Origin of the sequence: Frankia sp. AgB1.9, assembly GCF_016786355.1 — a bacterium.
Taxonomy (GTDB): domain Bacteria; phylum Actinomycetota; class Actinomycetes; order Frankiales; family Frankiaceae; genus Pseudofrankia.
In genome coordinates this window covers 1-8,196 of record NZ_JADWYX010000216.1, presented here as the reverse complement: position 1 = coordinate 8,196, position 8,196 = coordinate 1, and the positions used below count along the sequence as shown (strand labels likewise).

Annotated in this window: 7 protein-coding genes and 1 pseudogene; 5 read left to right on the top strand and 3 right to left on the bottom strand. The window is 72.4% G+C overall.

The genetic code is table 11. The features are described from left to right. A pseudogene (locus I6A60_RS40110) lies at positions 1–174 on the top strand (anti-sigma factor); the annotation flags it as partial. Beyond that, on the top strand, positions 171–1,361 hold the full coding sequence (locus tag I6A60_RS40105) for an RNA polymerase sigma factor SigF (RefSeq protein WP_203023758.1): 1,191 nt from the start codon (positions 171–173) through the stop codon (positions 1,359–1,361). The pseudogene I6A60_RS40110 and the gene I6A60_RS40105, both read left to right, overlap by 4 nt. Before the next feature lie 32 nt (positions 1,362–1,393). Here the strand turns inward: I6A60_RS40105 and I6A60_RS40100 are convergent, their stop codons facing one another. Further along, entirely contained in the window at positions 1,394–1,897 is a 504-nt protein-coding gene (locus I6A60_RS40100; protein WP_203023759.1) for a hypothetical protein, read from the bottom strand. Positions 1,898–2,094: 197 nt separating this feature from the next. Between I6A60_RS40100 and I6A60_RS40095 the strand changes: the two genes are divergently transcribed. Continuing rightward, a complete protein-coding gene (locus I6A60_RS40095) occupies positions 2,095–3,069 on the top strand; it encodes a diacylglycerol kinase family protein (RefSeq protein WP_203023760.1) in 975 nt (324 codons plus the stop codon). Between the two features lie 13 nt (positions 3,070–3,082). Here I6A60_RS40095 and I6A60_RS40090 read toward each other — a convergent pair whose 3' ends face one another. Then, a complete protein-coding gene (locus tag I6A60_RS40090; RefSeq protein ID WP_203023761.1) occupies positions 3,083–3,829 on the bottom strand; it encodes a glycerophosphodiester phosphodiesterase in 747 nt (248 codons plus the stop codon). Between the two features lie 763 nt (positions 3,830–4,592). Here I6A60_RS40090 and I6A60_RS40085 point away from each other — a divergent pair. Next, complete coding sequence (locus tag I6A60_RS40085; RefSeq protein ID WP_013422003.1) at positions 4,593–4,838, top strand: WhiB family transcriptional regulator; 246 nt, start codon at positions 4,593–4,595, stop codon at positions 4,836–4,838. A 592-nt stretch (positions 4,839–5,430) separates the two neighbouring features. Here the strand turns inward: I6A60_RS40085 and I6A60_RS40080 are convergent. Further along, positions 5,431–6,888 carry a sensor histidine kinase gene (locus tag I6A60_RS40080; RefSeq protein WP_203023762.1) on the bottom strand — a complete coding sequence of 486 codons (1,458 nt, stop codon included), beginning with the start codon at positions 6,886–6,888 and terminating at the stop codon, positions 5,431–5,433. Positions 6,889–7,272: 384 nt separating this feature from the next. Between I6A60_RS40080 and I6A60_RS40075 the strand changes: the two genes are divergently transcribed. After that, a partial coding sequence (locus I6A60_RS40075) for an aminotransferase class I/II-fold pyridoxal phosphate-dependent enzyme (protein WP_203023763.1) occupies positions 7,273–8,196 on the top strand: 924 nt, incomplete at its 3' end.

Here is an 8,196-nt window from a genome sequence, read left to right as displayed (position 1 = left end):
CTCGCCGGCGAGGTCTCCAGCTCCACCGGCCCCGGCCACCGCGTCACCATCGAACTGGCGAAACGACGCGGCGACCGGGCGGACCTGGGCGAGCCGCCGGCCGGGCACGTCCGCAGCCGCAGCGCCGAGCCGAGCGAGCTGGGCGCGAAGCTCGGCGCCGTGGGGACCTCATGACCTCGGCAGGCCGCACCCCGACCACCCCGCGAGACCGGTTCTCCAGCCTGAACCAGCGCTCCGGCGGTCCCGACGAGGCCGTCCCCGACGCGCCCGAGGGTGCGGGATCCCGCCGGTCGGGTCCGGCCAGGCCGGCCTCGCGCTCCGACACGAAGGCGGGCGCCCCGGCCAGCGGCCAGAGCCCGGCCGGGAGCGGCGCGGGCCCGGCCGACACTGCGGCGACCGACCCCGGCCAGGCGGCGCGGACCGCGATCGCCGACGACGTCGAGCCCGCGGGCACCGACGTGACCGATCTGACGGATGGCGAGCGGGCGAGTGCTGTGAACGACGCCGCTACGAACGACGACACCGCGACTGCGCCGCAGGCGGACGCGACCACGTCCGACGCCGGCGAACGCACGGAACCGCGCCCGTCCGACCGGGCCTCGTCACCGGACCGGGCCCATGCGCGCGCGCTGTTCGCCCGGCTGGTCGAGCTCCCGGAGGGTGACGCCGAGCGCGCCGCCATCCGCGACCAGCTGGTCCGCATGCACCTGCCGCTGGTCGAGTACCTCGCGCGCAGGTTCCGCAACCGGGGCGAGCCGCTGGACGACCTCGTGCAGGTGGCCACCATCGGCCTGATCAAGTCCGTCGACCGGTTCGACCCGGAGCGTGGCGTCGAGTTCTCCACCTACGCCACCCCGACGATCGTCGGCGAGATCAAGCGGCACTTCCGCGACAAGGGCTGGGCCATCCGGGTTCCGCGTCGGCTTCAGGAGCTGAAGCTCTCGCTGACGAAGGCGACCTCGGAGCTGTCCCAGAAGCTGGGCCGCTCGCCAACGGTCGCCGAGATCGCCGCTCACCTCGAGATGACCGAGGAAGAGGTCCTCGAAGGCCTGGAGTCCGCCAACGCCTACTCGGCCGTCTCGCTGGACGCGCCCGACTCTGGTGATGACGAGTCGCCGGCCGTCGCCGACACCCTGGGCGTCCAGGACGAGTCGCTGGAGGGCGTCGAGTACCGGGAGTCGCTCAAGCCGCTGCTGGAGAAGCTCCCGCCGCGGGAGAAGCGCATCCTGCTGCTGCGCTTCTTCGGGAACATGACCCAGTCCCAGATCGCGATCGAGCTGGGCATCTCCCAGATGCACGTCTCACGCCTGCTCGCCCGCACCCTGGCCCAGCTACGCCGGGGCCTGCTGGAGGACAACTAAGGCAGCGGCCGGCCGGCACGGGCGCGCCCTGGCTAGGAGCGGGAGGCCGCCAGGGCCAGCAGGGCGAGCGTGGCTACCGCCACCACCAGCAGGGGGAGGCCGTAGCCGAGCAGGCCGTTCTGGAGCATGGCCCAGCCAACGGGGAGGCACAGCAGCTCGATCACGACGATCGGTGTCTTCGAGGTGGCCCGCCTGACCATCTGAGCGCGGGCCAGCCCGACGACGACTACGCCGCAGACCAGGCAGAGGACTCCGCCGAACTCGGCGCGGCCCAGGTTGTCGATGTGGTGGCCGAAGCCTCGGACCACCTGCCAGACGCCGAGCCCGACGAGCAGCAGGCCCTGCGCGGCGACCAGGACCGCCGCCGCCGCGAGCGCGCGGGGTGCCCCGGCGAACGCGGCGAAGGTCGCCCTGACCGCGGACAGCGGGTCGGACGGCGTCGCCGCGGCGGAGCCCGGTCCGTCGGCGCTCGCCTCGGCCCGCTCACTCGGCCCGGCGTCCCGGCCCCCGCCGCCCGGCGTCTCGGCACTTCCCATGCCGATGACCCTACGGCCCAGGCGAGATCTCGGGCCGACAGGAGTCAAACCGTCAGTTTCGGGAAGTTGACCAGTAAGCCGCAGGCAGATGGCGTCAAGCCCGACAGGCGAGTTCGCGACATTCTGTTACGCGGCCGACATTGTGAGACATTCCGCATACGAGCATCGGAAAGCGACGCGGTACTACCGTGGTGGTCATGCGAGGGCTCCTGGTCGTCAATCCCGCCGCGACGACGACCACGGAGCGGGTCCGGGACGTCCTGGTCACCGCCCTGTCGGCCGATCTAGCGGTGGAAACAGTCATCACCAAGGGACGCGGGCACGCGGCTGAGCTCGCCCAGCGCGCCACCGAAACCGGCATCGACGTCGTCATCACGCTCGGCGGCGACGGAACGGTGAACGAGGTCGCCAACGGCCTGCTGCGCGACGGCCCGAACCCGGATGCCCCGGCCCTCGCGGTCGTCCCCGGCGGCAGCACCAATGTCTTCGCCAGGGCGCTGGGATATTCCGCCTCCCCCGTCGAGGCGACCGGGGAGCTGCTCGCCCACCTGCGCGAGGGCAGGAGCCGCCGGGTCGGCCTCGGCCACGCCCGCTGGGCCGACCAGTCCCGCTGGTTCACCTTCTGCGCCGGCATGGGCCTGGACGCGGAGGTCGTCGGGCGGGTCGAGCGCAAGCGCTCCGGCGGCCGGGGCAACAGTGCCGGGCTGTTCCTGCGCAGCGGTGTAGCCCGTTACAGCGCCGGCGCCGGCCGCGGCCACCCGCGCATCACCCTGGACCTCGAGCCCGACCGGGCCGCCGCAGCGCCCACCGACGACGACTCGGCGGCCGGCGCGGACCGCGAGGTCGACGTCGTCGTCGTCTGTAACACCGTGCCCTGGACCTATCTGGGCGACCGCCCGGTGCGGGCCTGCCCGGAGGCGTCGTTCGACACCGGGCTCGACCTCCTGGCGCTGCGTCGGCTGCACCTGTCGAGCCTGCTTCGGCTCACCGGCCAGATGCTCACGGGCGACCGGGGGCCACACGGCCGCAACGTCGTCCTGGAGCACGACCTCGACGTCGTCCGACTGCAGGCCGCCCCTGAGGCTCCGTTCCAGATGGACGGCGAGTACCTCGGTCAGCACGGCGAGGTCACCCTGACCTCCCACCCCGCCGCCCTGCGCGTCATCGCTTAGGCGATAGGCCCGGTCAGGTCGACCCAGGCGCCGGCAGCGGCGTCGCGATCGAGCCACGAACCGCGCGGACGACCTCCGCGGGGTCGTCGCAGATCACTGCGTCGACGCCGGCTTCGCGCAGGCGGAGTGCGGCCCGGTCGCTGGTGACGGTCCAGGTGACCAGCCGGACGCCGGCCCGGTGGGCGAGCGTTCCCGCGTGCGGGGCGGCCAGCACAGCGGACGTGTGGGCGTGCAACTCCTGGTGGCCGGCCGAGCGGACGTAGGCGAGGCCGCCGCTCACCGCCATCCGGGGCATGGTCAGGAAGCCGGTCGCCACCCCGAGGTCCGCCGCGCGTACCCGCTCGATGGCGAACCAGTCGAACGACGACACGGTGACGCCGGTGTCCGCGCCGGTCAGGCCGCGGGCGCGCAGCACCTCGACGAGGACCTGCGCGGTCTGCTCGCGGGGTGCGTCGAAGTCCGGCTGACCGGGCTGGTTCTTGATCTCGATGATGATCCGGCCGCGCCCGGCCCAGACGTCCAGGACCTCGTGCAGCGTCGGCACTCCCCTGGTCGCCAGCTCGGCCGTGGAACGCCGCAGGACCGCCCGCCCGCCCAGCCGGGGCAGTCGTGCGTCGTGGACCACCACGAGGTCCCCGTCGGCGCTGCGCCGGACGTCGATCTCGACGCCGTCCGCGCCGGCAGCTAAGGCCGCGTCGACGGCCGCGACCGTGTTCTCGGGGCCGGGACTCCGGCTGCCGCGATGCCCCAGAACCTCCACGGAGCCTCCCCCACCGATCGCCGGACCACGACCCTCGACGCCATCCTGCACCGCGAGCGCCGGCTTTGCCGCGCGGACGATTCGACGGGATCGGTCCCACACCCGACCACCGCCGCAGGGCCTGCCCCAACCGCGGGCCGGCCTCACCCGGCCGCCGAGCCGCGAGGGCAGGGAGGTAAGAAGTGTGTAACAAGTACGTGCGGACGAGCGCCGTCCAGCCGCCGTCCAGCCGACCGTGGGCCGCCGCGCCCCGTCGAGGCCGCGCCCAGACCGGCCCAGCCAAAACTGTCCCGACCATGCCTAGTTGGCATGAGCCCTGTCGTATGATCCTGCATGGCCTACTTGGACTATCCCGACAACACCCAACCGATGGAGCCAACAGCCCATAGCCAACAGGGCATCGAGATGGCCGTTCCTAGTCATCCCGACCGCCTCCGGTCGTGGTCCGCCCGTGTCCCCAGCGGACAAGTGCAGGCCAGAGATGGTGTGAAGGCGCTTGCAGGTTCTTGCGCCCCTGCCCGTTCCGGTGGGAGGGTGGCGAATGTCCGAGGTGGATGACCACATACACCCGGGCGCACGCGTGCACATGATCGTTAGTTACACAGTGTCGTCAGGCACACCGTCGGCTAGCCGACACCCGAGTCAGTCGCCGCGGGCAGAGAGAGAACCTCTGCACGAGACCGTCAGGTCGTGGCACAACCCGGGGGGCCGGCCAGCCGTCTCATGTGCAGTGTCGCCCGCAACGACAGAGGGAGTAGGACGCATGGACTGGCGCCACAGAGCGCTCTGCCGTGACGAGGACCCCGAGCTTTTCTTCCCGATCGGGACCACCGGACCCGCAGAGCGTCAGATCGAAGAGGCCAAAGCCGTCTGCCGACGTTGCTCTGTCACCTCTGACTGCCTGAACTGGGCGCTCGAAACCGGCCAGGACGCCGGCGTGTGGGGTGGCCTGAGCGAAGACGAGCGACGTTCCCTCAAGCGGCAGGTGCTGCGAGTCCGCACCGCCTGAGTCAGGGTTCCCATCGGATCGGCGGCAGGGTTCCTGCCAGATCGGCGTAGCCGGTCGGGCAGGTTGGCGGTCCGGGAAGTCTGAGGAATCGGCCATCAGCCGCTGGCCACCGGTCAGCGACGAGACAACGAACGAGGCCCGAGGGCGCACCCCTCCCCGGGCGGCCGAGACATCCGCGGCCGGCGGGCCCATGGGCCGGTATCCGACAACGCCGAGCTTTCCCGAGCCCGGCCACAAAGAGCAGCAAGAAGCGCTGGCCGAGGAAGTGTGCGGCACAGCGGTAGTTGCATCCGTGCCCATGTCACGCTGCGCATCCACTCGGTGCGTCTCGGACGCCGGCACTCTCGGCCGTTCTGTCCGCACGGCCGCCGTCTTCGCGCGGCGCGCCACGGATGGAGCGGCCGATGCGTTTTCCGGGGTCGAGACGGCCGGCAAAACCGACGGCGCCAACCCGGCGCGGGGCCGAACCGGCGGGGCACCCACAGTCACGCGAAACGGCCAGGAGCCTGACGCAACGTGAGCGCTCGATGCACGCTCATCGACGACAGACTCCACGTGCAGAGGGATACCCGGCCCCGCAAGCCCCAAACACTCAAATTGAAGAAAGTGGGATCGAGAGCAAGGCCTCGGTCCCGCGGCCGGCGCCGGCCTGCAGCCGGATCGTCCCCTGCATCTCGCCGAGCACGAGCTGACGCACGATCTGCAGGCCAAGTCGCGGCGAGTGCTCCAGCTGGAAGTCGTCCGGCAGGCCGGCACCGTCGTCGGCGACGACAACGTCGAGCCGGCTGGCCGTCCGACGCACTCGGACCTCGATCGAGCCCGCCGATCCGTCGAACGCATGTTCGACAGCATTCTGCAAAAGCTCGGAGAGCACAAGGGCCAAGGGCGTGGCCAGCGCGCCGGACAGCATCCCGAACGAGCCGACCCGGCGCGTCGTCGCCCGCGACCCGGTGGTCGCGAGGTCGACGGTGACCGACGTGATCTGGTCTGCGATCTCGTCGAACGGAACGGACTCGCCCAGCGTCTGCGACAGCGTCTCGTGCACCAGGGCGATCGACGTCACCCGGCGCACCGACTCGCCGAGGGCGTCCCTGGCCTCGTCCACCTTGGTCCGGCGCATCTGCAGCCGCAGCAGGGCCGCGACCGTCTGCAGGTTGTTCTTGACCCGGTGGTGGATCTCCCGGATCGTCGCGTCCTTGCTCAGCAGCTGGGCCTCGCGGCGGCGCAGCTCTGAGACGTCACGCACCAGGACGAGGACCTCACGGGTCTGACCGGGGAAGAGCGGGATCGCGCGCAGCAACACGACGGTGCTGGCGACGGCCAGCTCGACCTCCACTGGGCGACGGCGGCCGATCGCGTGCCACACGGCCGGGGTCGTGGCCGGCAGGTTCAGCGCCCGGTGCACCGAGCGCAGGTCCTCGCCGGTGACGTTGCCGGTGTAGCCGAGCCTGCGGTAGGCCGACAACGCGTTGGGGCTGGCGAAGATGACCTTCCCGGCCCCGTCCAGGCGCATCATGCCGTCGCCGACCCGGGGTGACTCGGGCAGCTCGGCCGGGCTGCCCCGGAACGGGAACAGGCCCTCGGCCACCATCAGCGCCAGGTTGTTCGCGCCCTGCAGGTAGGCCGACTCCAGCGCGCTCGGGGTCCGGGTGGTGGCCAGGTTGGTGTCCCGGGCCAACACCGCGATCACCTTGTCGCCATGGCGCACCGGGATCGCCTCGGTCCGTACCGGCACCCCGCCGTCCCACTCGGGCTCACCCTCGCGGGCGATCCGGTGCTCCCGCCAGGCGTTGCGCACCACCCAGCGGTTGATCACGACGCTGCCGACCTCGTCGTTGTGGTACGCGGTCGGGCCGGTGGTCGGGCGCACCTGGGCGACGACGAGGAACTCGGTCTGGCCGCCCCGGCCGGCCCGTGCGCTGGAGGTCCTGCTGGGAACCAGGAGCAGGAGGTCCGCGAACGACAGGTCGGCCAGCAGCGCCCAGTCCGCGACCAGTGCGTGCAGGTGGTCGATGTCCTCGTCGCGGAGGTCGGTGCTCGCGTGCAGCATGTCAGCGAGGGTTCCCACGGCCGGAAGACTGCCAGAAGAACCCGCCTCTTGAACAACCAAGGCCCCGGGTGATCTCCGCGACGGCCCGGATCGGCCCGCGCGGCCCGGTGCCACCGCTGGTCGAAGGGGGTGACCGCCCCCGCCAGGCCGGCGCGGGCCAACCAGGCATCGACGCGAACGTGCGCGCCGCGTCACCCAGCCGAGCGCCGTCGGTCGGCCTGGGCCCGATGGCTGACCAGGAGGAATCCGAGTGCGGCGGGCCGGGCTCCGGCGCGAGGTGGGAGCGGCGGCAACGGCTGTCCCGCACAGCGAAGGCGCCGCCGTTCTGTGCCCGGCGCGCTACCCGTGGCCCAACGAAGCCGACATACAGTCGCGGACGTGACCGTGCACGAACGACTGAGCGCGCCGCCCGCCCCACTGGCCTGGCTGGACGTCAACGCCCAGGCCAGGCGCGCCGCGGGCCTGCGTCGGTCGGTCCGGCCCCGGCCCGCGGTGGATGACCTGATCCGCCTCGACCTGGCCGGCAACGACTACCTCGGCCTGTCCCGCCACCCCGACGTCGTCGAGGCCGGGGTGGCCGCACTGCGCGCCTGGGGCGCCGGCTCGACCGGCAGCCGACTGGTGAGCGGCACGACCGAGCTGCACGCCGAGCTGGAGACCGAGCTGGCCGCCCACACCGGCTTCGCCGCCGGCCTCGTCTTCGCCTCCGGCTACGCGGCGAACCTCGGCGTCCTCACGGCATTGGTCTCGGCCGGTGACCTCGTGGTGTCCGACGAGCACAACCACGCCTCGATCGTCGACGCCTGCCGGCTCTCCCGCGCCGAGGTCGCGATCGTGCCTCATCTGGATGTCGCCGCCGTCGACACCGCGCTGGCCGGGCGCTCCTACCGGCGGGCGGTGATGGTGACCGACTCGGTCTTCTCCGCCGACGGCGACCTGGCTCCGCTGGCCGAGCTGCACGCGGTCACCCGCCGCCAGGGCGCGGTGCTGCTGGTGGACGAGGCGCACGCGCTCGGCGTCGTCGGCGCGCGCGGCGAGGGCGCGGTCGCGGCCGCCGGGCTGGCCGGCGAACCCGACGTCGTCGCGACCGTCACCCTGTCGAAGTCGCTGGGCAGCCAGGGCGGCGCCGTCCTCGGGCCGGTCGAGGTCCGTGATCACCTGATCGACACTGCGCGCACGTTCATCTTCGACACCGGCCTAGCGCCGGCCGCCGCGGGCGCGGCGCTCGGCGCGTTGCGGCTGCTGGCCGCCACCCCGGCACTGGCCGCCCGGTCCCGGGCACGGGCAGGCGAGCTGGCCCGGCTCGCC

Bases quoted from the DNA above. Each gene is read 5' to 3' on its own strand.
- I6A60_RS40105 (WP_203023758.1), top strand. From the start codon at position 171: ATGACCTCGGCAGGCCGCACCCCGACCACCCCGCGAGACCGGTTCTCC.
- I6A60_RS40100 (WP_203023759.1), bottom strand. From the start codon at position 1,897: ATGGGAAGTGCCGAGACGCCGGGCGGCGGGGGCCGGGACGCCGGGCCG.
- I6A60_RS40095 (WP_203023760.1), top strand. From the start codon at position 2,095: ATGCGAGGGCTCCTGGTCGTCAATCCCGCCGCGACGACGACCACGGAG.
- I6A60_RS40085 (WP_013422003.1), top strand. From the start codon at position 4,593: ATGGACTGGCGCCACAGAGCGCTCTGCCGTGACGAGGACCCCGAGCTT.
- I6A60_RS40080 (WP_203023762.1), bottom strand. From the start codon at position 6,888: ATGCTGCACGCGAGCACCGACCTCCGCGACGAGGACATCGACCACCTG.